Raw genomic sequence first — 25,764 nt, 5'->3', positions numbered from 1 at the left:
CGCGCATCTCTCAGTCGACAGCCAAACCCGGGCGGGCCCCCGCTGTGCGATGCTGCCGAGCTTGCGAGGAAGCGCACAGTAGGGGAACTCCTTCTTCGGCCTTGTGCCAGCACCACTGGACACTCCCGCCCGTCGCCCGCCACCAACCCTCAACGGACGCCTACGGCGCAGCACCCCCGCCCGTCGCCCGCCACCACCCTCAACGGACACCTACGGCGCAGCACCTTCTCGACGGGCAGCATCCACCGAACACGCCGTAGGACGGCCCGGTACAGCTTGGGCGAGCCGACACAACTGGGGCGGGGCCGTCGGACGGCCCCGCCCCAGCCGAGCGCGGCGGTTCAGCTCTTGCGGCCTCCGGCGAGGACGGCAACCAGGTCCGCGGCGGTCGCGGAGGCGTCCAGCAGCCCGCCCACGTGCTCCTTGGTGCCCCGGCGGGGCTCCAGTGTGGGCACGCGCTGCAGCGAGTCGTATCCCGGCAGGTCGAATATCACCGAGTCCCAGGATGCGGCGGCCACCTCGTCGGCGTACTTGGCCAGACAGCGGCCCCGGAAGTAGGCGCGGGTGTCCTCCGGCGGCTCGGTGATGGCACGGGTGACCGCGGGCTCCTCCACGAGGCGCCGCATCCGGCCGCGTGCGGCCAGCCGGTTGTACAGGCCCTTGTCGGCGCGCACGTCTGAGTACTGCAGGTCCACCAGGTGCAGACGCGGGTGGGACCACTCCAGGGCGTCCCGGGTGCGGTAGCTCTCCAGGAGCTTGAGCTTGGCGACCCAGTCCAGCTCGGTGGCCAGGCTCATCGGATCGGAGGCCAGCCGTGAGAGCACCGACTCCCAGAGGTCTAGGACGTCGGCCGTGTCGGGGTCGACGTGGGTGCCGTACCGGTCCTCGACATACTTGCGGGCCTGATCCAGGTACTCACCCTGCAGCTCCAAGGCGGTCATCCTGCGACCGTCGCGCAGCCGGACCCGGTGCTCCAAGCTCGGGTCGTGCGAGATCTCCCTCAGGTCCGCCACCGGTGTCTCCAGGGACAGGTCGGAGCTGAGGAATCCGTCCTCGATCATCGACAGCACGAGCGCGGTGGTGCCCAGCTTGAGGTAGGTGGACACCTCGCTCATGTTGGCGTCACCGATGATGACGTGCAGGCGCCGGTACTGGTCGGGGTCGGCGTGGGGCTCGTCCCGTGTGTTGATGATGGGACGCTTCAAGGTGGTCTCCAACCCCACCTCTACCTCGAAGAAGTCGGACCGCTGCGAGATCTGGAAACCGCTGCCCTGGCCGTCCGAACCGATCCCGACCTTGCCCGAGCCGCACACGACCTGCCGGGACACGAAGAACGGGATCAGGTGCCGGACGATGTCGCCGAAAGGCGTCGACCGGTTCATCAGGTAGTTCTCGTGGCAGCCGTACGAGGCACCCTTGTTGTCGGTGTTGTTCTTGTACAGCTGGATCGGTTCGATGCCGGGGGTGGCACCGGCCCGGGCGGCCGCGTCGGCCATCACCCGCTCACCCGCCTTGTCCCACAGGACCGCGTCCATCGGGTTGGTGACTTCGGGGGCCGAGTACTCGGGGTGGGCGTGGTCCACGTAGAGGCGGGCCCCGTTGGTGAGGATGACGTTGGCCAGCCCCAAGTCCTCGTCGGTCAGCTGGGTGGGGTCGGCGACCTCCCGCGCCAGGTCGAACCCGCGCGCGTCCCGCAGCGGGTTCTCTTCCTCGAAATCCCAGCGGGCCCTCCTGGCCCGGGCCGCCGAGGCGGCCAGGTAGGCGTTGACCACCTGGGTGGAGGTGACCATCGCGTTGGCGCCGGGGTTGCCCGGCACGGAGATCCCGTATTCGGTCTCGATACCCATAATCCGCCGCACACTCATGGTGAGAGGTTATCCGCCACGGACCCGTCTTGAACGCTTCCGCGCCAATTGTGGCCTAAGCGCCGTCTTCCCGGGCGTTTCGAAAACCCCCAGAACGCGACATCATCGCAGGTCAGGCAGGCCTGGCTGGGGATTCGCAGGTGAACCGAAACCGTGCGCGGGCCGAAGTGCCGCACACGCCACCGGACCGTATTGCCGCCCCCGCTTTCGCCACGGCACCCGAACCGGCGAAGGGCCGACCGGACAAGTCCGGTCGGCCCCAGCCGAGCACATCGAGCGTGTGTTCTCAGAGCTTCGAGCGCGTGTTCCTACAGATACTGGCCGGTATTGGCGACGGTGTCGATGGACCGACCGGAGTCGGCACCCTTCTTGCCGGTCACCAGGGTCCGGATGTAGACGATGCGTTCGCCCTTCTTGCCCGAGATCCGGGCCCAGTCGTCCGGGTTGGTGGTGTTGGGCAGGTCCTCGTTCTCACTGAACTCGTCGACGCAGGCCTGCATCAGATGGGAGACCCGAAGACCCTTGGACTGCTGGTCGATGTAGTCCTTGATCGCCATCTTCTTGGCCCGGGAGACGATGTTCTCGATCATCGCGCCGGAGTTGAAGTCCTTGAAGTACAGGACCTCCTTGTCACCGTTGGCGTAGGTGACCTCCAAGAAGCGGTTCTCCTCACCCTCGGTGTACATCCGCTCCACGACCCGCTGGATCATGGCGTCCACCGTCGCCTTCGCGGACCCGCCGTGTTCGGCGAGGTCCTCGTCGTGCAGCGGCAGGTCCTCGGTGATGTACTTGGCGAAGATGTCGCGAGCGCCCTCGGCGTCGGGCCGCTCGACCTTGATCTTGACGTCCAGGCGGCCGGGCCGCAGGATCGCCGGGTCGATCATGTCCTCACGGTTGGAGGCGCCGATGACGATGACGTTCTCGAGCCCCTCGACACCGTCGATCTCACTGAGCATCTGCGGGACGATGGTGTTCTCCACGTCGGAGGAAACCCCCGAGCCGCGGACGCGGAAGACCGAGTCCATCTCGTCGAAGAACACGATGACCGGGGTGCCCTCGGAGGCCTTCTCCCTGGCACGCTGGAAGACCAGTCGGATGTGCCGCTCGGTCTCCCCCACGTACTTGTTGAGGAGCTCCGGACCCTTGATGTTGAGGAAGAAGCTCTTCCCGAGGTCCTTGCCGGTGAGGTCGGCCACGCGCTTGGCCAGCGAGTTGGCGACCGCCTTGGCGATGAGCGTCTTACCGCACCCCGGGGGACCGTAGAGCAGCACGCCTTTGGGCGGGGTGAGCTGGTGCTCCAGGAACAGGTCCTTGTAGAGGAAGGGCAGCTCGACCGCGTCGCGGATCATCTCGATCTGCCCGGACAACCCACCGATGTCGGTGTAGGCGATGTCGGGGACCTCTTCGAGGATGAGTTCCTCGACCTCGGACTTGGGGATCCTCTCGTAGACGTACCCGGACCGGGGCTCCAGCAGCAGGGAGTCCCCCGCCCGGATGGGCTCGTCCTGCAACGGCTCCGCCAACCGGACGATCTTCTCGTCGTCGTGGTGCGAGATCACCAGCGCCCGCTCACCGTCCTCAAGGAGTTCCTTGAGCATGACGACTTCACCGACGGTCTCGAACGACTCCGCCTCGACGACGTTGAACGCCTCATTGAGCATGACCTCCTGGCCCGGCCGCAGGTCGCCGGTGTCCACGGAAGGACTGACATTGACCCGCATCTTGCGGCCGTTGGTGAAGATCTCGACGGTCTCGTCGTCGCGGGACCCAAGGTAGACACCGAAGCCCGACGGCGGCTGCGCGAGCCGGTCGACCTCCTCCTTGAGTGCCACGATCTGCTCACGCGCCTCCTTCAGTGTGGAGACGAGCCTCTCGTTCTGCCCGTTCGCGGCAGCCAGGTTGGCCTGGGCTTCCCTCAACCGCTCCTCGAGCAGGCGTACATGTCGGGGCGAGTCGGCGAGCTTACGCCGAACCACGCTGAGTTCCTTTTCCATATAGGAGACCTGGGCCGTGAGTTCAGCGACTTCACGGTCCCGGTCGCTCTGACGCTCGTCTTCGCGCTCGGCCACGTCCGCCACCTCCCTATGAGAAGGACGACTACTCGGGAGCCTACCTACCCCTGCCCATTTCCTAACCTCCCAGCTGCGGGGAGTGTCTTAGACCTCATTTTTAGGCCTTGTATATGCGCAGGTCATGCTGGTAGCGGATGACCCGACGTAATGAGAAAGTAACCTCCGTGGTCGGGTCCGGGCAAGCACTGCCCAGGAGATTCGGCTCCGGTCCCGCTAAACACCCCAACTCCTGAGCGACCGCAGATAGACACCCGGGGTGATACCGGCGACCCCCCGGAAATCGTTGGTCAAGTGCGCCTGGTCGGCATATCCCAGCTCGGCAGCCAGGGCCGCCAGATCCACTTCGGGGCGCGTCGCCAGCACCCTGGCGACCTCCTGCAACCGCACCCTGCGGCTCACCCACTTGGGCCCGTGCCCCAGCGTCGCCCCGAACGCCCTCTGCAAGGTCCGCTCACTGACCCCGAACCGCGCCGCGAGGCCCTGCCCGGCACGCGACCGCACCCGGTCCGCCAACTCCGTCAGCGCGGCGTTGGCCAGCAGCAGGTCGGCACCGGCACGGCACCCGTCCAGGCGCGCCCCGATCATCCCGTCGGCCAGCCGTGCACGCGCCTCGGGGGTGTCCCCCGCCGCCACCCCCGCCATCAGGGAGTGCAACCGGGGGTCCAGCTCCGGGGTCAGCACCACCGTGGCGTCGGCCACGCGACTCGGGCGCAGGTCTCCGAGCAGGGCGAGCCCGGCCGGACGCAGCCGGACCGCGAAGACGCTTCCCGAACCGGTGATCCGCCGCCGCCACGCCTTCCGGTGCACGCCCGTGACCACAAGTGGCCCCGGCACGTCACCCTCCTCGACGGTGAGCGTGACCGCCGGCAGGTCGATGACGCGCTGGGCGAGGGCCTCCCAGGGCGCGAGGTTCCAGCGCACGCACCAATACCGGTCGACCGCGACCCGCACATCGGGGGCGGGGTCGAACCAGGTGGCCCGGTACCGCTCCAGGTTGCGCGGTTGGAGCATGCCCGAGCGCTCGTCGGGTCGGATCGGTCGTCCGGCACCCTGCCCCGGCACGTCACCTTCTGCCGAGCCGTCACCCTCCTCCTGCCCGTCGGCGCGAGTCCTCGTCATGCCGTTGAACGTGCCCGCTGTCGGCTTTGTCCAAGACACCCGGCGAACCCCGGCGAAGGATCGGTGACCAAACGAATCAACCTCGGCGGACGGGGAGCACATGGACACCATGGAACCGAACTGGCTCGCCGCGGCGCTGGCCGCGCTCGCGTACTACTTCCTCGGGGCGCTGTGGTTCACCCCTCTGTTCGGTCGGCTCTGGGACCGCTCGATCGGCTTCGAACGGCCCAAGGGGAACCGTTTCCCCGCCCTCTACTACGTCGCGCCGCTGATCAGTGCCTGCGTGGTCAGCCTCGTGGCGGCCCTGCTCACCACCGCGCTGGGCATCGACCACCTCACCGGTGCGCTACTCCTCGGCCTGGCCCTAGGCGCCGGATACGCGGCGGTCTCGGTGACCAACGCCGTCACACCCCATACCCCTAACCCACTCCTCCTGGGTGCGGTGACCGGCGGCTACCACCTCGTCGGTGCCGTCCTGGCCTGCACCGTCATCGTCGCCCTGACCTGACTGCGGTCGCCATGGGCACCACAAGCCCTCGGCTGCCGCAAAGCTGCTCCACCGACATGAAGGGCCCACCCGGAAGGTTCTCCGGACGGGCCCGCAACAGATCGGCGAACCGGGCTACTCGTCGTCCCCGGCGGCCTTCGGCTCAGCGGCCGGCGTCTCGACCGGTGCCTCGGAGGGTGTACCGGAAGTCTGCTCTGCCGATGCCGCGGTCGTCGCCTCGGTCGGCTTCTCCTCGGGGGCGCGCGCCGCGGGCTTGGCCGCCTTCGCGGCGGCGTCGGCGGCAGCCTTCGCCGCCTCGTAGTCCTTGCCGTAGGCGCCCTTGGCCGGGCGGCGGCGACGCTCGGGGGCCGTGACACCGTCCGCCAGACGTCGCGCCGTCACCAGGAAACCGGTGTGGCCGATCATCCGGTGGTCCGGGCGCACCGCCAGCCCCTCCACGTGCCAGGTGCGCAGCATGGTCTCCCACGAGCGAGGCTCGTAGAAGCGCTCGTCCTCGCGCATCTCCTCCACCACGCGGGACAGCTGGGTGGTGGTGGCGACGTAGATGCACACCAGGCCACCGGGAATCAGCGCCTTGGCGACCGCGTCCAGGCACTCCCACGGCGCGAGCATGTCCAGGAAGACCCGGTCCACCTCGGTCTCGTCGAGCTCCTCGACCAGGTCGCCCACGGTGAGCTTCCAGGCCGGGTGCGGCCCGCCGTAGAACCTCTCCACGTTCTTGCGCGCGATCTCCGCGAAGTCGGACCGGCGCTCGTAGGAGTGCACCATGCCCTGTTCACCGACCGCGCGCAGCAGCCAGTTGGACATGGCGCCGGAGCCGGCCCCGGCCTCAATCACCCGGGCACCCGGGAAGATGTCGGCCTCGACCATGATCTGGGCCGCGTCCTTCGGGTAGACGATGGTCGCCCCGCGCTTCATGGAGAGCGTGTAGTCGATGAGCAGGGGGCGCAGGGCCACGTAGGCCGTGCCGGTGTTGGAGCGCGCCACACTGCCTTCGGGCTCACCTATGAGGTCGTCGTGCGCGACCTTGCCCTTGTGCGAGTGGAAGGCTCCACCCTCACGCAGTGTGATGGTGTGCATGCGACCCTTGGGGTCGGTCAACTGCACGGTGTCGCCGTCGGTGAAAGGGCCGCGGCGGCCATGGATACCGGTCAACGTCGCTCTCGTCTTCCCGCGTCGCGTTTGGTCAGGGCAGTCGCCCAGCGTATCGGGCTTCCACCACCGCCACGAACCACCGCTTCCGAAGGCACCCGCCCGACAGCGTGCGAATCCCGGCTGCCTCGGGCAGTATCAGGCGTGTGGCAGCGCCACGCCCCCACCCAGTTGACGAGGACCACGGGAGACACGACCCATGTCACAGCCGACCACGGGCCTGGGAATCGACATCGGCGGCAGCGGCATCAAGGGCGCACCGGTCGATCTGGTCTCCGGGGAGTTCGTCAGGGACCGCCTCAAGATCCTCACCCCCGACCACTCCGACCCCGCGGCGGTGGCGGCGATCGTGGGCGAAATCGCCGCCCACTTCCCCGAGGCCGAGGGCGCTCCCTTCGGTGTCACCTTCCCCGGGGTGGTGCAGAACGGAGTGGTACGCACCTCCGCGAACTTGGACAAGAGCTGGGTCGGCACGGACGCGCGGTCCCTGTTCGCCGAGGCCGCCGGCCGCCCGGCCCGGGTCCTCAACGACGCCGACGCCGCCGCGCTGGCCGAGAACCGCTACGGGGCAGCCAAGGAAGTGGACGGCACGGTCCTACTCACCACTCTGGGAACAGGGATCGGCACCGCCCTGGTCGTGGACGGGCGCCTGGTGCCCAACACCGAGTTCGGCCACTTGGAGGTCGACGGCCACGACGCGGAGACACGCGCCTCCTCCGGGGCCAAGGAAAGGGACGGGCTCGACTACCACGACTGGGCCGAGCAGCGGCTCCAGCGCTACTACCGCACGGTCGAGGACCTGGTGTGGCCGGACCTGATCGTGGTCGGCGGCGGGGTGAGCCGCAAGTCCCACAAGTTCCTCCACCACCTCGACATCCGCACACCGATCGTGCCGGCCGCGCTGCAGAACACCGCGGGCATTGTGGGCGCTGCCCTGTCCGCCGCACAGGGGTAGGGTCCTCCACGACGGACAGGGGCGGAGCTAGGGCCCAGGTCATGCTCTCCGGATCACTCCGCCTTCGCGGTGCCGGGCTTCCGCCCGCCTCGATGCCGGCTGCATCAACACGGGCGGAAGCATTCCGGGGAACACTCCCTCGGGGCGCTTAACACGGGGACCGGGGCCAAGCGACCCTCCAAATGCGGAGGCCCAACCGTCCTCCGCGCGAAGGACGGCCTCTGTTCGGGTGCCGGACGGGCCTGGGGCCCGCACAGAGGGAGACTGGGTTCCGGGACCGGACCAGACACCGCCCTGACACCCGGGACCGTGCTTGCGGCACGACCCCGTCTTCACGCGGGTGGGCTCAGGCCACCCGCGCACGTTTCATTCAGCCACCCTCCGAGGAAGTGGACAGGGCGCCCACGATCCGCAGGGCAGCGTCGGAGGTCCGAGTGGCCGGGGAGAGCGGCACCCCTGACAGCCCACGGGGAACGCCGTCCTGACTCGGCCAGCGCATCCACCACCAGAGGTCACCACGGTGGGGGCGCAGCAGAGCCCGCTGCGGACGGGCGGCCGGCCCGGCGTCCACGACACCGAACACACCGTCCTCCCGAGCCTCGACCCCGTGTGCCCGCAGTTCCGCGGCCATCCCCCGCAGAGTGACAACGGCCAGGTCCACCTGGCACACCGGCTCAGGTGCGCTCTGTCCGCACCCGCTCTCCGGCTGGGCTCCCCAGCCCTCGTGCCCGTCCCCGGACAGGCCGGGGTTACCCGCCGGTGGCGACTCAACGGTCACGTGGCCTCCCTTTCCTCTCCGGGTCCGGCACGTGCCTCCGGACCAGCGACTCCTTCACTCTGCCGCATGCTGAGAGGGCTCACCTACCGCTATGCGGATCACGCATCACACCTTCTTTTTCACACATAGCCACTAACGGCGGCCGGAATCCCTAATCTAAGCTCATGCCCCAACCAGACGGCCTTCCCAAAGACCTGTGGACCCGACCGCGCATGGCCGCCGCCCTGGCCACCTGTGACATGCCGACGGTCATCGAAGGCGTGCGTACCGCACGCGGATGGTCCCAAGGCGAACTCGCCCGCGCGCTCACCTACTCCCAGAGCTGGGTCTCCCGGGTCGTCAACGGCCAACAGTCGCTCACCGTCAGCCAGGTACAGGACTTGGCCCGGCGGCTCGACATCCCACTGCACCTGCTCCGCTTCGGCGGCACGACAGCACAGGAGCGCCCCACCCGGAAGGGGGTGGACCCCACGAGACGACGCACCTTCGGAAAAACGGTCGCCGTGAGCACTCTGATGAGCACGGCCCCGCACGCCCCGGGGGAGCACGAGGCGTACCCCAGCGTCAACGAGACCACGGCGCCCTCGCTGCGCACCATCACCGGCGGCCAGCGGCGTATGGACGCCACCTCCCCCGCCCGCCACCTGCTGCCCGGCTCGGTGGCGCACGTGCACCTGTCCGAGCAGATGCTCGGGAACGCGCGCGGGACACCCTTCCACACCGAACTCAGTGCCGCCGCGAGCGAGGCCTCGGGCTTCGCCGCCTGGCTGAGCGCCGACCTCGGCGACATGGGATCGGCCCGCATGCACTACCGCACGGCCATCGTGCGCGCCCGCCAGGCCGGGATGCGCCTGCTCGACGTGTACATGCTCGGCTCCCTCGCCGCCTTCGAGATCGAGACCGCAGAGGACCCCGAACTCGGCCTGGGCCTCGTCCGAGAGGCCGAACACGTCCTCGGCCCCTCGGCCCACCCCACCGCACGCGCCTGGCTCGCCTGTATCGGCGCGCTGGCGCACGCGGGGACCGGCGACCGCGCCGCCGCGGCCCAAGCCATCCGCCGCGCCGAACACGAGGTGGCCAGCCCCGACAACGCCCAGCCGCCCTGGCCCTGGGTATTCGCTTTCGACCACGCCAAGGTCGCCGGATACCGCGCCCTGGTGGGGGTCCGACTCCGCAGCCCTGAGGACGCCCTCTCCGCCTTCGCTGAGGCCGTCGCCCCCGCCCCGCACAACGTCAAGCAGTCGGCACTGCTCAAGGTGGAACTCGCGTCGGTGCACGCCGAAGCGGGCGACAGCGACGAGGCCTTCAGGCTGGCCCAGGAAGCACTGGTCACCGGGGTGCGGTACGACTCCGAGCGCGTGGTGGGCCGGGTGCGCTCCTTCCGCAGGCGCTACCGGGGCCCGCGTTCGCACTTCGTCGACGACCTGGACCACCGGTTGTCGTCTCTGGTTACCGGCCTGCCTCTTCGTGGGTAGAAACCCGACGAAGCGAACATCCGGGAGGTTTCGTGATTCGTATCGGTATCACCGGACACCGCGGCTTGCCCCCAGACGTAAACGGCGCCGTTACCGAAATGGTCAAAGCCCACCTTGAGCCCTACGGATGCGAGATGGTGGGCCTGTCCTGCCTCGCCGACGGCGCGGACGCCGTCTTCGCCGAAGCCGTGGTCTCCACCGGCGCACCGCTGGAGGCGATCGTCCCCGCCAGCGGATACCGAGAGGCCCTGCCCGCCGAGCACCACCCGGTCTACGACCGGCTCCTGGAACAGGCGGTCCTCGTCCACGAGTTACCGCACAGCGAGTCCGACCCCAGCGCGCACATGGCCGCCGGGCGCCTCCTGGTCGAGAAGTGCGACCAGCTGCTGGCGGTCTGGGACGGCCTGCCCCCGCGCGGTCCCGGCGGCACTGCCGACGTGGTCGACTACGCCCGCTCCCTGCACCGCCCCGTCACGGTGCTGTGGCCCGAAGGGGCCCGGCGCTGAGCACTGAACGCTGACCAGGCGTGCTCCGATCTCCGGACCGTGCCCCGCTGTCCCCGACGTCCAGCCGCTCCCCGGCCTCCGGCCCTACTCCCCCGGTTGCCGACCCGCCATCACGGCATTGACATCCACGGCCCGCAACACCCCGAACAGGGCCCCGTCGGCCTCCACCACCAGGTACTCGGGCAGCGGGTAACGGGTGAGCTCCGTCAAGAGCTCCTCACCCCCCAGGTCCGCGGAAACCGTCGAGTGCGCGGTCAGCGCCCGTGACACGTCCGACACCGGAACCCAGGCCCGGCGCGCGTCGCTGATCGCCGCCGCCGCGGAGGGATGCACGACCGAGACCGGAGTGCCGTCACCGTCCGCGACCACGGCGGTGTCCGCGCCCGCCTCCGCCAGCCTGCGGTCCACCTGCGCCAGCGGCAGGTCCGAGGGCACCACGACGGTCGGCCTGGCGAGCGCACGCGCACGCAGGCCCGGCACCCGCGCCCGGATCCGGGCGTTGCGCAGAGCCTCGGTCGCGCCCATCCACATGAATCCGGCCAGCAGCAGCCCCCATACGACCGCCCACGGGCCCGGGGTGGTCCCCGCGCTCCAGGCGAACAGGAACGGCAGCGCCACGACCCCGAGGGCCAGCACCCGCCCGCCCCAGGCCGCGACCACACTGCCGGTGTGCGGGTTGCCACTCAGCTTCCATACGCCAGCGCGCAGCAGGCGCCCCCCGTCCAGGGGGAGCCCCGGCAGCAGGTTGAACACACCCACGAGGAGATTGGCGATCCACAGCTGGAAGAGCAGCTCACCCGTGACGGTGAAGGGGTCGGCGAAGTACGCCAGCGTGAACGCGCCCGCAGCCAGGACGAGGGAGAGCAGCGGACCGGAGAAGGCGATCCAGAACTCGCGCCCCGGTGTGGGCGCCTCGCGGTCGATCTCGGAGACCCCGCCCAGCACGTACAGCACGATGCGGCGCACCGGAAGCCCGTAACCGCGGGCCACCAGCGAGTGGGCCAGTTCGTGCACGAGCACGGAGGCGTAGAGGAGGATCGCGAAGACGAAGGCCAGCAGATAGGCGGAGGGGCCCAGGGCCAGTCTCGCCTGGACGATGCCGCCGTACACCAGGGTGATGATCACCGCGACGATCCACCAGGACGCGGTGACGTAGACCGGGACCCCGAAGGGCCGGCCCAGCAGTAACCCCGGCTTCTTCTTCGCGCGGTCGTCGGCCCGGGAACTGGGGTGGTCGCTGCCTCTGGTCACGGAACCCAGACTATGGCCCCAGCTCGGATGGTCCTCTCGTGGGTCTAGGGCATGTCCGCTGCACAAGTCATAGAGTCGGTCCATGACCACCGCGCCGCTGCCGACCGCCCTCTCACCCTCCCGGGCCTCCGACTTCCTCCAGTGCCCGCTGCTCTTCCGGTTCCGCACCATCGACCGGCTCCCGGAGGCCCCCAGTGCCGCGGCCCTGCGCGGCACCCTGGTCCACGCCTGCTTGGAGCGCCTGTACGAGCTGCCCGCCCAGACCCGCACCCCGCGCACCGCGCTGAGCCTGGTCGACCCCCAGTGGGAGAAACTCCGCGAGCGCAAGCCAGAGCTGGCCGAACAGCTCTTCGACGGTGAGGAAGCCGTCCAGGAATGGCTGGAGTCGTCACGGAAGCTGGTCAAGCGCTACTTCGACTTGGAGAACCCCGAACACCTGGAGCCGCGGGAGCGCGAGATGCGCCTGGACGTCTCCCTGCCCACCGGCCTGCGGCTGCGCGGTTACGTCGACCGGCTCGACGTGGCGCCCTCGGGCCAGATCCGGGTGGTCGACTACAAGACCGGCAAGTCACCGCACCCCAGGTTCGAGGACAAGGCCAAGTTCCAGATCTTCTTCTACGCGGTGATGATCTGGCGCGACCTCGGTGTGGTGCCCGCCCGCCTCCAGCTCATCTACCTGGGCGATGGTTCGGTGCGCTGGTACGACCCCACCGAGGAGGAGCTGGCCGCCGCCGAGGCCGAGATCGCCGACATCTGGGCGCGGATCGAGGCGGCCGGGCGCGCGGGCGTGTGGGAGCCCAAGCGGAGCAAGCTGTGCGGCTGGTGCGAGCACCAGGCCATCTGCCCGGAGTTCGGCGGAACCCCGCCCCCGCTGCCCACCGCGTGAACGGAAAGCCACAGCCCCGGGCCGGAGCGGCCCAAGGGGTTCCCGGGTGCGGGACAATCGGCCCCGTGCCTGTCTCAGTACTACTGGTCGACGACCAGCCCCTCGTCCGTGCGGGTTTCCGGCTGATCCTGGAGTCCGCCCCCAGCATGTCCGTGGTGGGTGAGGTCTCCGATGGCCGCGAGGCCGTGCGCGAGGCGCGCAGGCTCCTTCCCGACGTCGTGCTCATGGACGTGCGTATGCCGGGCATGGACGGGATACGTGCCACACAGGAGATCGTGGAGTGGGCCCGTCCGCTCGGCCACGAGGTGCGCGTCCTCGCCCTGACCACCTTCGACCTGGACGAGTACGTCGAGGGGGTACTGCGCTCGGGTGCCTCGGGCTTCCTCCTCAAGGACGTGCCGCCGACCGAACTCGTCTCGGCGGTCGAACTGGTCGCCGGGGGCTCCGCCGTCGTCTCCCCCGCCGTCCTGAGCCGGCTTCTCTACCGCTTCGCCGCGCTACCGGCGGCCCCCGAGTCCTGTGCCGAACCGCACGAGGACGTCCTGACCGTCCGCGAACGCGAAGTCCTGCGGCTCCTCGCCAAGGGATGGTCGAACACGGAGATCGCCGGCCACCTGGTGCTGGGCGCGACGACCATCAAATCCCATGTCGGTAGCATCCTCACCAAGCTCGGCCTACGCGATCGCGTACAGGCCGTCGTGCATGCCTACGAGACCGGGTTGGTCCACCCTGGACAGGACACGCAGCCGCCTGCGTCCCGCCCGTGACCGTGCCGCGGACCGCCCTCGACGAGGGCCGCCAAGGCACCTGGTGACCGGCGCGTCGACGTCCGCGGGGCACACTGCGTCTTGGCAGGATAAGCCAGTGACCGAACTCACGGGAGCCGCCGCACGCGCGGGGCGAACCGGGTGCGTGCGCGCGGCGTCCCCCTTCGGGTTGCCGACGCAGTGCGCCGAACAGCAGGGGTGCGGGCGACGGGGAGGGAACGGAGTACATCGATGCCGAGCAATCGTGAGCGGTCGGGTCCGCCGAGCGAGGAGCTCATGCTCAGCCGGATGCGCGACTGGCGGGCCGAGCACGAAGAGGAGCTGACCCCGGAGAACCTCGGCGACGAGGAGGAGGACGTCAACCTTCCCGACGCCCGGGCGATCAACCTGGCCCTGCGCGTCGGCGAGCTCATGCTGGCCAGCGGTGAGAGCACCGAGGCGGTCAGCGAAGCCATGCTCAGCCTCTCGGTCGCCTTCGACCTGCCCCGCTCGGAGGTGTCGGTCACCTTCACCACCATCTCCCTGTCCACCCACCCAGGCGGCGACCACCCCCCGATCACCGGCGAGCGTGTGGTGCGCCGCCGCACCCTGGACTACTTCCGTGTCAATGAACTGCACGGCCTGGTGCAGCAGGTGGCTCTGGGTCTGCTGGAGCTGGAAGACGCCAGTGCCCGGCTGGAGCAGATCCGCCGGGCTCGCATGCCCTACCCGAACTGGATGATCGCGGTGGGCTTCGGCCTGATCGCCTCCAGCGCCAGTGTGATGATGGGCGGCGGCCCGATCGTGGCTACCGTGGCCTTCCTGGCCACCGTGCTGGGCGACCGCACTTCGGTGTTCCTGGCCAAGCGCGGGGTCGCGGAGTTCTACCAGATGGTGGCGGCAGCCGTCGTGGCGGCCACTATCGGAGTGGGGCTGCTGTGGGTGAGCACGACGCTTGACCTGGGCCTGCAGGCGGGCGCGATCATCACCGGCAACATCATGGCACTGCTGCCCGGGCGCCCGTTGGTCTCCAGCCTCCAGGACGGGATCAGCGGTAGTTACGTCTCCGCGGCCGCCCGGCTGCTGGAGACCTTCTTCACGCTGGGCGCGATCGTGACGGGTGTGGTCACCGTGGCCTACACGGCTGTGCGCCTGGGTATCGACCTGGATCTGGAGAACCTGCCCTCTGCGGGAACCTCCTTGCAGATACCGGTGCTGATCGGCGCGGCCGGGATCGCGATGGCCTTCGCGATCTCCCTGGCTGTGCCGCCCCGGATGCTGCCCACCATCGGCGCCCTGGGCGTGATGATCTGGGTGACCTACGCGGGTCTGCGTACGCTGCTGGACATCCCGCCGGTGGTGGGCACCGTGGCGGGCGCCGTGGCCGTGGGTGTGGTCGGGCACTGGCTGGCGCGGCGGACACAGCGCCCCGTCCTGCCGTACCTGATCCCCTCGATCGCCCCGCTCCTGCCCGGCAGCATCCTGTACCGGGGGCTGATCGAGCTCACCCAGGGGACCACGGCGGTGGGCCTACTCAGCATCGCCGAGGCGGTCGTGGTGGCGCTGGCGCTAGGTGCTGGGGTCAACCTCGGCGGTGAACTGGTCCGGGCCTTCCAGCGCGGCGGCCTGGCCGGGGCGGGCATGCGCAGCCGTCCGGCCGCTCGCCGTACGCGCGGCGGTTACTGACCCACCGGGTCCGGCCGTGGCCGGACCCGGACAGGGAAAAGCCGAATCGGACCGAACCAGGACCGGGTGACGTGAGTCTCATTCATTGAGAGCGGACAAGAACACAGCAGGGATGTTGTCGCCCAAACCGGCAGCAGCATGTGATGTCAACCACTACTGTGGGCGTCAGCTCAACGAGGAGCACCGCTAAGAAAGGCTCTGTCATGTGCAGCCATTCACCCTCCTGCCCGTCCTTCGAAGACACCGACCGCGAAGCCGCGCGTGTCCTCTCCAGCCACCCCGAACAGGGTTGGAGCCTGCTCTGCAACGGAGTCGTCCTTTTCGACGACACCGGCGAGCTTCTCCCCGACGGGGCGGTTGTCGCCCCGCACCGGCCCCGCGTCGCGGCCTGACTCGCCGACGCCTTCCCTGGCCTGCTCAGGGCCTTCTCCGGTCAACCGCCTAACAACCGCTCCCGCCCGGGCACCCCGATTCCCGGGCGGTGCGTGCGCGAGACCTCTCATCGGCCGTCGGGCCAGCCCTCGGGCAGCACGTCCTCACCCATCGCCGCGCTGAGCCTGCGCCGGAAGTCCGCGTGCACGTCCGCACCCCAGACCAGCTCGCTCGGGGTGCGCAGGGCCTGTTCCATGGCGGCCCGCAGCGCGGCCGGACGGGCCTCGCCCTCCACCACCGGCACCGCCAGCAGGGCGTGCATCTGGGTGACGACCGCGAACAGCTCCCCGGCCAGCGCGGGCGCGCTCGCGGTGGCCACGGCCTCCTCCAGGTAGACGTCCCACCAGGGCTCCGGTGCCGCTTCGCCGTCCTCGGCAGGGGGCTGGGCGAAGGAGCGGCGCAGCCGTGCGCGTACGGCGTCGGCGGTGTCCGGATCACGGCTGTCCAGGCCCGTGCGCCAGGCCCTTTCGGCCGAGTCGGGTTCGCCCCGCAGCGCCAGCAGGCCCGCGAGCAGCTCCACCGCCGCGCCCGAGGTTCGCGGCGCCGGGGTGGCGACCGTACCCTCGTCGGACGGCCGGGGGTCGACGACCGCCCCCACGTCTGCGATCGCGCGCTCCAGGTGGGCCGCGGCCCGCAAGAGCCTGAGCCCGGGGTCGTCGCCCGCGGTCAGTCCGCGCTCCACGGCGGCTGCCGCGGCGCCCGGGCGTGCCCGTTCGAGGAGGCGTCCGGCCAGGTCGCGCGCGGCGTCGACGACGGTGGTGGCGTGCAGTCGGCTGATCGCGGCATCGTCGGGGGGTAGTTCCAGCGCCGCCTCCCAGTGTTCCTCCGCCTCGGTCTCCTCGCCTCGCGCTTCGGCTTCGCGGGCCAGGCCGTACCGCGCCACCGCGGTGTAGGCGGGTCCTCCCAGGTCCAGCAGGCGGTGCCAGACGCGCGCGGCCTCACCGTGGGAGCCCTCCTGCTCGAGGGAGAGCGCCAGGTGGTAGGCGGCACGCGGGGCGTACCGGGCGTCCCCGGTGGCCAGGGCCCGCCGGGCCGCTTCCCTGGCAGCCGCGAGGTCTCCGCGCTGGTCCTGGACCACGGCCAGCCCGAGCAGCGCCCTGGCCTGGACCTTGGGCCGGGGGTTGGCGGACACGGCCTGCTGGTAGAGCTTGGCGGCCCGTTTGAGGTGCCCGTTCTCGGCGAGGTCCTGGGCCTGGTCGCACAGGTCGGCCGCGCCCTCGGCGGCCGCGGGTGCGGAGGTGTCCTCGACGTCGTCGGGGTCGGTGGGTTCGGGCGGGGGGTCGGCGGGGCCAGAGCGCGCGGGAGATCCGGACGTCGTGGTCATTCGCTCCGCTTTCCATGGGGGTGTCGGCCCGCGCGGTGGGGAACGCGGACCGTCGGCGTCGCCGTAACTCTAACGCGCTCTCCCCCGGCGGGTGGGGGCTCGTGGTGCGGGTGTCGGTTCCCGGGTTCGTGCCCTTTTCGGATCACTTCCGAACCACGCCCGGTGTGGACCGTGTGGGCTTTCGGGGCGTCCACTATCCGCACCTTTACGACGTAGATCATTCATAGGAGCGAAGACGGGGCGCCTTCCCGTAGGTCGGCGCCCCGTTGCTCTCGGCGGTTCGGTCCGGCGCGTCAGAGCTCGAAGGCCTCCGGCGGCGGGCAGGAGCAGACCAGGTTGCGGTCACCGTAGGCCTGGTCGATCCGGCCGACCGGCGGCCAGTACTTGTCCTGGCGCAGCGACGACAGCGGGTAGGCCGCCTCCGAACGCGTGTAACCGTGGTCCCACGTGTCCGCGGTCAGCGCCTCGGCGGTGTGCGGGGCGCCCCGCAGCGGGTTGTCGTCCGCGGTCCACTCCCCCTCGGTCACCCGGTCGATCTCGCCGCGGATGGCGATCATCGCCTGGATGAACCGCTCCAGCTCGGCGAGGTTCTCGCTCTCGGTCGGCTCGACCATCAGCGTGCCGTTGACCGGGAAGGACATGGTCGGCGCGTGGAAACCGTAGTCCATCAGGCGCTTGGCGACGTCCTCGTTGCTGATGCCGCTGGCCTTCTGGAGCGGGCGGATGTCGATGATGCACTCGTGCGCGACCAGGCCGTTGGAGCCGGTGTAGAGCACCGGGTAGTAGGCCTCCAGGCGCTTGGCGATGTAGTTGGCCGACAGCACCGCGGTCTCGGTGGCCGCGCGCAGCCCGTCACCGCCCATCATGCGCATGTACGCCCAGGAGATCGGCAGGATGCCGGCGGAACCGAACGGCGCGGCCGAGACCGGGCCGACCCCGGTGTGCGGGCCCGCCTCGGGCTGGCCCGGGTGGTTGGGCAGGAAGCCCGCCAGGTGCGAGCGGACCGCGACCGGGCCGACACCCGGGCCACCGCCGCCGTGCGGGATGCAGAAGGTCTTGTGCAGGTTCAGGTGGCTGACGTCGGCGCCGAACTCGCCCGGCTTGGCCCAGCCCAGCAGCGCGTTCAGGTTGGCGCCGTCGACGTAGACCTGGCCGCCGCCCTCGTGGACCAGGCGGCACACCTCGGTGATGGTGTCCTCGTACACGCCTGCGGTGGAGGGGTAGGTGACCATGATGGCCGCCAGGTCCTCACTGTGCTTGGCGGTCTTGTCGCGCAGGTCGCCGAGGTCCACGTTGCCGTCGTCGTCACAGGCGACCACGGCCACGCGCATTCCGGCCATGACCGCACTGGCGGCGTTGGTGCCGTGCGCGGAGCTGGGGATGAGGCAGACGTCGCGGTGGGCCTCCCCGCGCGAGCGGTGGTAGCCGCGGATCGCGAGAAGCCCGGCGAGCTCGCCCTGCGACCCGGCGTTGGGCTGCAGGGACACCGCGTCGTACCCGGTGACCTCGGCCAGCCAGGCCTCCAGGTCACGGACGAGCGAGACGCTGCCCGCGGCCTGGTCGAGCGGAGCGAACGGGTGCAGACCCGCGAACTCCGGCCAGGTGACGGCCTCCATCTCGGCCGTGGCGTTGAGCTTCATGGTGCACGAGCCCAAGGGGATCATCGTGCGGTCCAGCGCCAGGTCGCGGTCGGCCAGGCGGCGCATGTAGCGCAGGAGGGAGGTCTCGCTGCGGTGGGTGTTGAACACCTCGTGGGTGAGGTAGTCGGTACCGCGGGCGAGGGCGGCGGGCAGGCGGTCGGCGGACTCGTCGACGGCGAGCGGACCGCGCTCCGCGCCGCGGTCGGCCTCGCCGAAGGCGGCCAGGACCTTGTCGAGAACGGCGACCGTGGTGGTCTCGTCGACACTGAGGCCGACCGTGCGCTGGTCGACGGCGAGCAGGTTGACGCCGGACTCCAGGGCCTTCTCCACGACGCGGTCGGCGCTGGGAACACGCACGCGCAGAGTGTCGAAGTAGGCGGAGTGGACGATCTCGAACCCGCGCTGGGTGAGCGCGTCGGCCAGGGCGGCCGTGCGCCCGTGGACCTGCCGCGCGATCGCGCGCAGGCCGTCGGGGCCGTGGTAGACGCCGTACATCCCGGCCATGACGGCCAGCAGCACCTGGGCGGTGCAGATGTTGCTGGTGGCTTTCTCCCTGCGGATGTGCTGCTCACGGGTCTGCAGGGCCAGGCGGTAGGCGGGCTTTCCCACGTTGTCGACCGAGACGCCGACCAGACGGCCGGGCAGCTGGCGGCGCAGCTTCTCGCCGACGGACATGTAACCGGCGTGCGGGCCGCCGAAACCGAGCGGGACACCGAAGCGCTGGGTGGAGCCCACCGCGATGTCGGCGCCCAGGTCACCGGGGCTGCGCAGCAGCGTGAGGGCGAGGATGTCGGCGGCGACCACCGCGAGCGCGCCGCGCTCCTGCGCCTGGGCGATGACGGCGCTGGGGTCGCGCACCGCACCGCTGGAGGCCGGGTACTGCACCAGGACACCGAAGGTCTCGCCCTCGGGCAGCCCCTGCTTCAGGTCGGCGACGACGACCTCGATGCCAAGGGGCTCGGCACGGGTGCGCAGGACCTGGAGGGTCTGCGGGAAGATGTCGGAGTCGACCACGAAGACGTTGCTCTTGACCTTGGAGGCCCGCCGGGCCAGGGTCATCGCCTCGGCGGCCGCGGTGGACTCGTCCAGCAGGGAGGCGCCGGTGATGGGCAGACCGGTCAGGTCGGAGACCATGGTCTGGAAGTTGAGGAGGGCCTCGAGCCGGCCCTGGGAGATCTCCGGCTGGTAGGGCGTGTAGGCCGTGTACCAGGCCGGGTTCTCCATGATGTTGCGCATGATGACCGGCGGGGTGAGCGTGTCGTAGTAGCCCAGGCCGATCAGCGAGGTGTTGACCTCGTTGCGCTCGGCCCGGTCGCGGAGCTCGGCCAGGGCCTCGGCCTCGCCGATCGCCTCCGGCAGGTTGAGGGGGGCGCTCTGGCCGGGTCCGGAGAGGATGGACTCGGGCACGGCGGCGGTCATGAGCTCGGTGCTGGATTCGTAGCCGACCGTCTTCAGCATCTCCGCGGTCTCTGCCGGAGTGGGGCCGATATGGCGGTCGGCGAACACCCGGGCAGGGGTGCCCGGGGCGGGGTCGTTCGACGGGTCAGTCACGGAGACCTCCTGGTGACAGGGCCGATCGTGTCGGCGGTGTTCCTCACGGTCTCCCCCTCTGTCACCGGGCGCACCCAGGCTCCAGAGTGGCCTCCTCCGCGCGGTCCATGGTGCCTGAGAGGTTACTGGGGAGTATTGCCCCGTCGGCGCCCCGTCAACCGAGGTCTCTCCCGCGCGGTATCAACAGCCTGCTGACGCTCTGTACATGTAGGCAAGCAGGGATAATGTCGGTATTCATCCCAGTTGTGACTACGACCGTACTCGATCACCACCGGAGCCACCGAGCCAGGGCACACCTTTTTCGGCGGATCCCACGACCTTCCGGCTGGTCCAACGGTGGCGGCCCCGTCCTACGTGAGCGCTCACAGCGGGACAGCACCGACGTGCGCGGCACCGGCGGCGGGCGCGATCACCGATCGCACGGCCCCCACCCACGGTGACTCAGCCGGTGCGCCGCTCCCGGCGCCTCCGGGCCAGCTCGTCCACGGGCTGGGGAGCCGGGGCCGGCAGATCCGTGCGCTCCTCCGCGGGGACCACACCCAGAGCTTCCTCCAGCTCGCGGGAGACGTTGGCCAGAGCCAGGCCGAACATGCCCTGGCCGCGCTGCATCAGGTCGACGACCTCGTCCGGCGAGGTGCACTCGTAGACGCTGACGCCGTCGCTCATGAGGGTGATGCGGGACAGCTCAGCGGCGGGGCGGCCACGCAGGTGGTCGACCGCGGTGCGGATCTGCTGCAGGGAGATCCCGGTATCCAGGAACCGTTTGGCCACCTTGAGCATCAGGATGTCAGGAAGGCTGTACAGGGCGGCGTTGTGGGCACCCGTGCGCACGCTCGGCTCCACCAGGCCGGTCCTGGCCCAGTAGTCGAGCTGTCGATAGGTGATCCCCGCGGCCGTACACGCCGCTGGGCCCCGGTACCCGACGTCCATAGGCAGCGCCACCACGTCCTCTTCGCACAGTAGGCCCTGCTGCCCTGCTAGCCGCAGCGCGGACCGCCTGTCATGGGGATCCTGCTTGCTGCTCGCTACTGCCACGCCGACCTCCGGCTCCTCGTCCCGCGGCGGCATCGACAGGGGAGAGTCCACTCAGGGAAAAGGCGCGCCGCGAGTTTCACAGCACTGACCGTAGGACGGCCGCAAGGCAGCGTCAATGAAGCCACTCGGCGCGTCGCCAACTACGCGCTGCGGCCCCGGGACGGTCACCGTCCCGGCGGGACCGGCTGCGGATCCGACGACTTTTCGGCTGCACCCACCACGACCATTCCCTCGTCCCAATCTATCACCGGTCTGTCTCACAAAACCGCAGGTCAATGCGGAACTTTTCGCGCGGCGGGAACGTCCCGCCCCGGTACACGACTCGGGACCCGCGATGTGCGGCGGGCCCCGTCAGGTGTCTGTCACGTGCTCCGTCGGCCGAAGTCCTCGGGCGAGATGTTGTCCAGGAACTCCCGGAACGCCTCGACCTGGTCTTCCTGCTCGTCCGGGATGGGCATCCCGGCCTCCTCGATCACGTCCTCGTGCGCGTAGATCGGCGTACCGGTACGTAATGCCAGCGCGATCGAGTCGGAGGGGCGCGCGCTGACCTCCACGCCGTTACTGAAGACCAGCTCGGCGTAGAAGATGCCGTCGCTCAAGCCGGTGATGTTTACCTTCTCGAGCCCGGTGTCCAAGGCGTCCAGGACGTCTCGGAACAGGTCGTGGGTGAGCGGCCGTGCGGGCGCGACCCCCTGTTGGGCGAGCGCGATCGCGGTGGCCTCCACACCGCCGATCCAGATCGGCAGGTAGCGGTCTCCCTCGGATTCCTTGAGCAGGACAATCGGTTGGTTCGAGGGCATCTCAACCCGGACGCCGACGACCTCCATGTGCTTCACAGCGGCTCCGTCCCACGAGTCGTCATGCCGGATGGGCGCGCTCGTTCCCTGCTCCCCCGCGAAAACAGGATCCCGAGGGCAAAGGCACCCTTCGTTACAAAGCTCTCCGGAGGCGGGGGGCCGCAAACCTCTTGGGCCCTCCCACCCCCGTCAACCGTGGTCAGCGCACCGTCACCGGCGCGGTTTAGTCAGCAGAACCATGCGGAACTTGCCGATCTGGACCTCGTCCCCTCCACCCAGCTCGGCCTCGTCCACCGGCTCGCGGTTGACATAGGTGCCGTTGAGGCTACCGACGTCGCGGACGCCGAACCCGTTGCCCCTGCGGAAGAACTCCACGTGGCGTCGGGAAACGGTGACGTCGTCAAGGAAGATGTCGCTGTTGGGATGGCGGCCCGCGGTGGTGACGTCGCTGTCCAGAAGGAAGCGGCTCCCGGCGTTGGGGCCCCGCCGTACCACCAGCAGAGCGGTTCCGGGCGGTAGTGCGTCGGCGCTGGCGGGATCGTCACCGCCGAGCTCGTCCCCCGATTCCTCCTCTTCCAAGGCCTGTATTCCGGAGATGGAGATGGTCGAAGTGACATCCCCACCTGAGTCCCCCGCCGCGGCAGGCTGAGGACTCTGCTGTTCGGCCCTGCGGACGGGAGTTCCACAGTGGGAGCAGAAACGGGCATCATCCGCAACGGCGTGACCGCACTGCGTGCAGTAAACGCTCGACATAGGTCGGCTCGGCCTCCTACCGCACGGGGCGGTGCTTGATTCGGCTGATCGGTGGCGCGTTCCGGGCGTCGAGCGGGCACCGTGCCCGCACTCCGTCCGGAACACCGTGAGACGGCCCGCTGACGCGGCAACGATACGGCTCACAGGTTCGGTCGCTAGGTCTCATCCCCCATGTTGTACTCCTTGTCACCCCCCACTGGGTGTCCGCCGTTGCCGGGATCCCCGAGTCGGGTGGTGACGCGGCGCTTCAGGGAACACTCGACTTTAAACCATATCCCTGTCCAGACAGGGTTTTGCTCCCCCTAGGCCCGCCGTGGCCCCCTTGACAGGGTCCGCGGTGCGAACCTGGCCGAACCGGCCCCCGGGGCGCCGCTTCGACCGGTGTGGGCCCGCAGGGAACCCAACACCTATTATGGGGCTGATGCCCGGACCGGGCGTTTGGTTCTCCCGATGGCGGACTGGATTTTACCGAACGCCCCCCGACCTGCCTTGACCTGCCCTTATGCCCGTACTTCCGGGGGTTGTCGTCGACCGGGGAGGATTCCGGGGCACCCGTCCGCAGGAGAATCGTGCGGGTGCGGACGGCGCCCCGTCCGCACCCGCACGGTGTCCGGCTAACCCTCGGCCCGTTCCACCACGGCCGCCCATTCGTCGAGCAACCGCTGAGCAGTGTCCGAGTCAGGACCTTCGGCCCAAAGATGGGTCACGGCTTCGGCCGTGTCCGGCAGAACCAGCGCCCAGCTGCCGTCGGCCTCGATCGCGCGGACGCCGTCCGTGGTGTCGAGTTCCCGGTCTCCCGCGGCCTCCACGACCGCGCGCATGACGCTCCCCTTGACCGCCCACGGGGTGGGCACCGAACGGCGCAGGAGATGCGCCTGAGGGATCGCACGGTCGATCTGGCCGAGCGAGCGCCGGGTCCGCGCCACCAGACCCAGCAGCCGCACGAAGGCCGCGATGCCGTCGCTCGTGGGGCTGAACTCGGGGACGACGAAGCCGCCCCGGCCGTCTCCGGCGAAGACGATGGTGTCGCCCTCGGAGCGCACGGCCTTGGTCAGCTCGTCGGTGGCGGTCGCCGTCCAGTGGACCTCGGCCCCGTGGGACCGGGCCACCTGCTCGGCCACCCGGGTCGTGGTCACCGGAAGCGCCGCACTGCCGCCGCCGCGTTCGTCCGCGACCAGGTCCAAGACGACCAGCAGTGCGCGGTCGCCGTCCACCAGCTCGCCGTTCTCGTCCACGATGGCCAGACGCTCGGCCACCGGGTCGAACCGCACGCCGAAGTCGGCCCCGGAGTTGGCGACCAGTTCGCCCAGACGCTCCAGGTCGCGCATCTTCTTGGCGACCGTGTCCGTGGGTGAGGCCTCGTCCAGCCGGTTGTTGACCGTGAGCACGTCCACGCCGATCCGGCCCAGCAACGAGGGCAGGATCAGCGAGCCCGTACCGCCCGCGCAGTCGACCACGACCTTCAGCTCCGCCTCGGCCACCCCTGAGGTGTCCACGGCGCGCAGGAGCTCGTGTGAGTAGTTCTCCACGTTGCGCGAGGGGATGGACAGTTCACCGATCTCACCGGGGAAGGCGCGCCGGTACTCGGCCCGGGAGAAGACCCGGTCGAGCTTGCGCTGAGCGCCCGGAGAGAGGTCGGCACCCTCACCGTCCAGGAAGAGGATGTCCACGGACTCTGGGTCGCCCGGGCTGGTGCGCACGGCGATGCCGCCGCTGATCCCGCTCTGGGACGTGTGGAAGCGCGCCACCGGCAACGGAACCACCTCGAGGTCGCGCACCTCGATGGCGGCCGCCGTGAGCGCGCTGATGACCGCCCGTTTGAGCGTGCGCGCCGCCCTGGACACGTCACGGGACGTCGTGACGATCGCGCCCTTCTTGAGGGTGGTCGCGTAGGCGTTGGCCAGCCGGACCGCGAGCTCCGGGGTGATCTCGACGTTGATCAGCCCGGACACGCCGCGGGGGCCGAACAGCGAGCGCTGCCCGCGTGACTCCCAGACGACGTTGGTGCTGACCACCGTTCCGGCCTCGATGGTCTTGAAGGGGTAGACCTTGACGTCGTTGTGCACGTAGGCCTCGGACTCGATGACGCAGTCCTCGCCCACGACCGCGCCCTCCTCGATCCGGACGGCGGCCATGATGTCGGTGTTCTTGCCGACCACGCAGCCGCGCAGGTTCGCGCCGCGGCCGATGAACACGTTGTCGTGCAAGACCGTGCGGTGGCAGAAGGCCTCCGCGCGCACGACGGCGTTGCTGCCCAGCACCGTGTACTCGCGCAGCTCCGCGCCGGCCTCCACCTTGGCGTAGTCACCGATGTAGAGGGGGCCCTTCAGGACCGCGGTGGTGTCGACCTCCGCGCCCTCGCCGATCCAGACCCCCGGCGATACCTCGAAACCGTCGATCTCGACGTCGACCTTGCCCGAGAGGACGTCGGCCTGGGCGCTCAGGTAGCTCTCGTGCGTGCCGACGTCCTCCCAGTAACCGTCGGCGACGTACCCGTAGAGGGGCTCGCCCTCCTCCAGCAGCTCGGGGAAGACGTCACCGGACCAGTCGACGACCTCGCCGGCGGCGACGCGTTCGAGGACCTCGGGCTCCATGATGTAGATGCCCGTGTTGACGGTGTCGGAGAAGACCTGGCCCCAGGTGGGTTTCTCCAGGAAGCGCTGGATCCGCCCCTCGTCGTCCACGATGATGATGCCGAACTCCAGCGGGTTGGGGACCCGCTTGAGGGCGATGGTGACCTTGGCGCCGCGCTCCTTGTGGAAGCGGACCATGTCGGTGAGGTCGATGTCGGTGAGCGCGTCGCCGGAGATGACGATGAAAGGCTCTCCGCGCAGGTGTTCCTCGGCGTTTTTGACGCTGCCAGCGGTGCCGAGCGGGACCTCCTCGGCGACGTAGTGGAGCTTCATGCCGAGCTCCTCACCGTCACCGAAGTAGTTGCGGATGAGAGTGGCCAGGAACTGCACGGTGACCACGGTCTCGGTGAAACCGTGCTTGCGCAGGAGCTGCAGCACGTGCTCCATGATGGGCTTGTTGACCACCGGGAGGAGCGGTTTGGGCTGGTTGGCGGTCATGGGCCGCAGTCGCGTGCCCTCACCGCCCGCCATCACGACGGCCTTCATGGGGCCTGCCGCTGCGGCTTCGGTCGTATGTTCGCTCGTCATCGTCGCGACCTCCGAACGGCTGTGCCGTCAGGTGGCGGGGCGGAGGGAAGGTGTTCGGAGCGCGCGCCGTCG

General features: G+C 69.7%; 20 protein-coding genes and 1 riboswitch. Of the genes, 8 read left to right on the top strand and 12 right to left on the bottom strand.

All coding sequences use genetic code 11. The annotated features are described in order from the left end of the window. Positions 1-341 precede the first annotated feature (341 nt). From dop to ACYVD1_RS26640, 3 genes are all read right to left on the bottom strand, one after another. Positions 342-1,865 carry a depupylase/deamidase Dop gene (dop, locus tag ACYVD1_RS26650; protein WP_460777225.1) on the bottom strand — a complete coding sequence of 508 codons (1,524 nt, stop codon included), beginning with the start codon at positions 1,863-1,865 and terminating at the stop codon, positions 342-344. A 308-nt stretch (positions 1,866-2,173) separates the two neighbouring features. After that, on the bottom strand, positions 2,174-3,943 hold the full coding sequence (arc, locus tag ACYVD1_RS26645) for a proteasome ATPase (protein WP_460777224.1): 1,770 nt from the start codon (positions 3,941-3,943) through the stop codon (positions 2,174-2,176). A 207-nt stretch (positions 3,944-4,150) separates the two neighbouring features. Beyond that, positions 4,151-5,056, bottom strand: a complete 906-nt coding sequence (locus tag ACYVD1_RS26640; protein WP_460777223.1) for a helix-turn-helix domain-containing protein — start codon at positions 5,054-5,056, stop codon at positions 4,151-4,153. A gap of 100 nt (positions 5,057-5,156) precedes the next feature. Here ACYVD1_RS26640 and ACYVD1_RS26635 point away from each other — a divergent pair, with 100 nt between their 5' ends. Then, a complete protein-coding gene (locus ACYVD1_RS26635) occupies positions 5,157-5,564 on the top strand; it encodes a DUF1761 domain-containing protein (protein WP_460777222.1) in 408 nt (135 codons plus the stop codon). Positions 5,565-5,678: 114 nt separating this feature from the next. On the opposite strand, the gene ACYVD1_RS26630 is transcribed toward ACYVD1_RS26635, so the two are convergent. Further along, positions 5,679-6,719 carry a tRNA (adenine-N1)-methyltransferase gene (locus ACYVD1_RS26630; RefSeq protein WP_460777221.1) on the bottom strand — a complete coding sequence of 347 codons (1,041 nt, stop codon included), beginning with the start codon at positions 6,717-6,719 and terminating at the stop codon, positions 5,679-5,681. Positions 6,720-6,915: 196 nt separating this feature from the next. Here ACYVD1_RS26630 and ppgK point away from each other — a divergent pair, with 196 nt between their 5' ends. Further along, complete coding sequence (ppgK, locus tag ACYVD1_RS26625; protein ID WP_460777220.1) at positions 6,916-7,671, top strand: polyphosphate--glucose phosphotransferase; 756 nt, start codon at positions 6,916-6,918, stop codon at positions 7,669-7,671. A 370-nt stretch (positions 7,672-8,041) separates the two neighbouring features. Here ppgK and ACYVD1_RS26620 read toward each other — a convergent pair whose 3' ends face one another. Beyond that, positions 8,042-8,449, bottom strand: a complete 408-nt coding sequence (locus ACYVD1_RS26620) for a hypothetical protein (protein ID WP_460777219.1) — start codon at positions 8,447-8,449, stop codon at positions 8,042-8,044. 212 nt (positions 8,450-8,661) lie between these two features. Here ACYVD1_RS26620 and ACYVD1_RS26615 point away from each other — a divergent pair, with 212 nt between their 5' ends. Together ACYVD1_RS26615 and ACYVD1_RS26610 are read left to right on the top strand one after the other, a co-directional pair. Then, entirely contained in the window at positions 8,662-9,924 is a 1,263-nt protein-coding gene (locus ACYVD1_RS26615) for a helix-turn-helix domain-containing protein (protein ID WP_460777229.1), read from the top strand. A 32-nt stretch (positions 9,925-9,956) separates the two neighbouring features. Next, positions 9,957-10,430 carry a hypothetical protein gene (locus tag ACYVD1_RS26610; protein WP_460777218.1) on the top strand — a complete coding sequence of 158 codons (474 nt, stop codon included), beginning with the start codon at positions 9,957-9,959 and terminating at the stop codon, positions 10,428-10,430. 84 nt (positions 10,431-10,514) lie between these two features. Here the strand turns inward: ACYVD1_RS26610 and ACYVD1_RS26605 are convergent, their stop codons facing one another. Continuing rightward, the gene (locus ACYVD1_RS26605) at positions 10,515-11,681 is read right to left on the bottom strand and encodes a site-2 protease family protein (RefSeq protein WP_460777216.1); all 1,167 of its coding nucleotides are present in this window, start codon (positions 11,679-11,681) and stop codon (positions 10,515-10,517) included. Positions 11,682-11,763: 82 nt separating this feature from the next. Between ACYVD1_RS26605 and ACYVD1_RS26600 the strand changes: the two genes are divergently transcribed. The 4 genes from ACYVD1_RS26600 (at position 11,764) to ACYVD1_RS26585 (ending at position 15,391) form a co-directional block, all read left to right on the top strand. Then, positions 11,764-12,567: a RecB family exonuclease gene (locus tag ACYVD1_RS26600; protein WP_460777215.1), complete on the top strand. Its 804-nt coding sequence runs from the start codon at positions 11,764-11,766 to the stop codon at positions 12,565-12,567. A gap of 65 nt (positions 12,568-12,632) precedes the next feature. After that, a complete protein-coding gene (locus ACYVD1_RS26595; protein ID WP_460777214.1) occupies positions 12,633-13,334 on the top strand; it encodes a response regulator in 702 nt (233 codons plus the stop codon). 231 nt (positions 13,335-13,565) lie between these two features. Beyond that, positions 13,566-14,999 (top strand): threonine/serine exporter family protein, encoded by a 1,434-nt coding sequence (locus ACYVD1_RS26590; RefSeq protein ID WP_460777213.1) that lies wholly within the window; start codon positions 13,566-13,568, stop codon positions 14,997-14,999. 203 nt (positions 15,000-15,202) lie between these two features. Then, a complete protein-coding gene (locus tag ACYVD1_RS26585; RefSeq protein WP_254421345.1) occupies positions 15,203-15,391 on the top strand; it encodes a DUF5999 family protein in 189 nt (62 codons plus the stop codon). Positions 15,392-15,498: 107 nt separating this feature from the next. Here the strand turns inward: ACYVD1_RS26585 and ACYVD1_RS26580 are convergent, their stop codons facing one another. From ACYVD1_RS26580 to ACYVD1_RS26555, 6 genes are all read right to left on the bottom strand, one after another. Beyond that, positions 15,499-16,755: a tetratricopeptide repeat protein gene (locus ACYVD1_RS26580; protein ID WP_460777212.1), complete on the bottom strand. Its 1,257-nt coding sequence runs from the start codon at positions 16,753-16,755 to the stop codon at positions 15,499-15,501. Between the two features lie 293 nt (positions 16,756-17,048). Further along, on the bottom strand, positions 17,049-19,946 hold the full coding sequence (gene gcvP, locus ACYVD1_RS26575) for an aminomethyl-transferring glycine dehydrogenase (protein WP_460777211.1): 2,898 nt from the start codon (positions 19,944-19,946) through the stop codon (positions 17,049-17,051). A 91-nt stretch (positions 19,947-20,037) separates the two neighbouring features. Then, a riboswitch (glycine riboswitch) is annotated at positions 20,038-20,129 on the bottom strand. A 258-nt stretch (positions 20,130-20,387) separates the two neighbouring features. Further along, positions 20,388-20,876: a MerR family transcriptional regulator gene (locus tag ACYVD1_RS26570; protein ID WP_460777228.1), complete on the bottom strand. Its 489-nt coding sequence runs from the start codon at positions 20,874-20,876 to the stop codon at positions 20,388-20,390. A 467-nt stretch (positions 20,877-21,343) separates the two neighbouring features. Next, the gene (locus ACYVD1_RS26565; protein ID WP_460777210.1) at positions 21,344-21,817 is read right to left on the bottom strand and encodes a bifunctional nuclease family protein; all 474 of its coding nucleotides are present in this window, start codon (positions 21,815-21,817) and stop codon (positions 21,344-21,346) included. A 171-nt stretch (positions 21,818-21,988) separates the two neighbouring features. Next, positions 21,989-22,531, bottom strand: coding sequence for an FHA domain-containing protein (locus ACYVD1_RS26560; RefSeq protein WP_460777209.1), 543 nt, complete (start codon positions 22,529-22,531; stop codon positions 21,989-21,991). A 614-nt stretch (positions 22,532-23,145) separates the two neighbouring features. After that, positions 23,146-25,650 (bottom strand): sugar phosphate nucleotidyltransferase, encoded by a 2,505-nt coding sequence (locus ACYVD1_RS26555; protein ID WP_460777227.1) that lies wholly within the window; start codon positions 25,648-25,650, stop codon positions 23,146-23,148. Between the last annotated feature and the right edge of the window lie 114 nt (positions 25,651-25,764).

The organism is Nocardiopsis nanhaiensis, assembly GCF_054778635.1.
The sequence above is the reverse complement of the archived record's forward strand: the minus strand, read 5'-3'. Positions and strand labels throughout refer to the sequence as shown.